The organism is Streptomyces regalis (genome assembly GCF_001509475.1).
In the GTDB taxonomy this organism is placed as follows: Bacteria; Actinomycetota; Actinomycetes; order Streptomycetales; family Streptomycetaceae; genus Streptomyces; species Streptomyces regalis.
In genome coordinates this window covers 1-1237 of the sequence record NZ_LLZG01000200.1, presented here as the reverse complement: position 1 = coordinate 1237, position 1237 = coordinate 1, and the positions used below count along the sequence as shown (strand labels likewise).

General features: G+C 67.8%; 1 protein-coding gene. It reads right to left on the bottom strand.

The features are described 5' to 3' along the window. Positions 1–38: 38 nt before the first annotated feature. The coding region (locus tag ADL12_RS22205; RefSeq protein WP_062704434.1) for an RNA-guided endonuclease InsQ/TnpB family protein at positions 39–1237 on the bottom strand (1199 nt) is incomplete at its 5' end.

Genomic DNA, 1237 nt, shown 5'->3' with positions numbered 1-1237 from the left:
TTGAATCCTCCCCCTCGTAAACGAGGGGGATTCCTGGCTCAGGCTGCCTGGCGGAACAGCGTCCCGCCAGGTCTTGCGCCATCAGCACCAGCCGGGTTGAGACCAGCCCGGGCCAGCATCACGCGGGCGGAGTTCTTGTCTCTGGGCGAGACGGTTCCGCACGCGGTGCAGGCGTAGGTTCGTTCCGAGAGCGGTAGTGCGTGCTTGGTTCTCGCTCCGCACTGCGCGCAGTCCATCGTGGTGTGCGCGGGATGGACCAGGTGCACGATCCTGCCGTGCTTGCGGGCCATTTCCAACAGAGCCTTCTTGGTGGCGCCGATGGCGGCATCGGCGGCCTTCCTCGCCATGGTCGACTTCGCGAGGAACTTCGGGCGGAAGTCCTCCACGGCGATGGCGTCGTGGTCGGCCACTACGCGCTTGGCCCACTTGCGGCCGGTGTCCTGGCGTTGCCGGGACACCTTCTTGTACGCCTTGGCCCGCAGGTTCTTCGCTTCGCGGTAGCGCTTGGAGGCTGCCTGTCCCTTGGCGGGTTTGCGGCGGGCCATCATACGGTCGTACCGCGACAGCTTCGCCTGGGCCTTCTTCCCGTGCCGGGCGTGGGGGAGGTCGTGGGTGTCGCTGGTGGTGGTCGCGGTCTGTCTGACGCCCCAGTCGATCCCGATCACCTGGCCGGTCTCGGGCAGCGGCTGGACTTCGGCGGGCGCGACGAACGAGGCGTACCAGTGCCCGAGGCTGTCGCGGTACACGCGCACCGAGGACGGTTCGGCGGGAAGATCCCGCGACCACACGACCGTCAGGGCGATGTTCCCGGCGAGGTGCAGACGGCCGTCCTTCAGCCGGAAGCCGCGCTTGGTGTAGTTCAGGCTCGGGTCGGCCTCACGCTTCTTCTTGTACTTCGGCATCCCGGCCCGGCGATGCTGCGGCAGACGTTCGCGGATGTCCTTGTGCGCCTTCGCGCGGGACTTGCCGAAGTCGCGGATGATCTGCTGCTGGGGAACCGATGAGCCCTCACGCAGCCACAGCGTCTTCGCGCGGGCTTCGGTCAGCATCGTGTCGAGCCGGGCCGGACCGCACGTCGCCTTGTCCGTGTCTTCGGGGCGGTTCTTGTTCCAGAGGTGGGTCTGCCTGGACTTGGCGACGGACTCGTTCCAGATCCACCGGCACCGGTCCCACTCCGCCAGCAGCGCACGCTCGGCGGTCGACGACACGCGCAGCCGGAACGTCCACCGGGCATGCC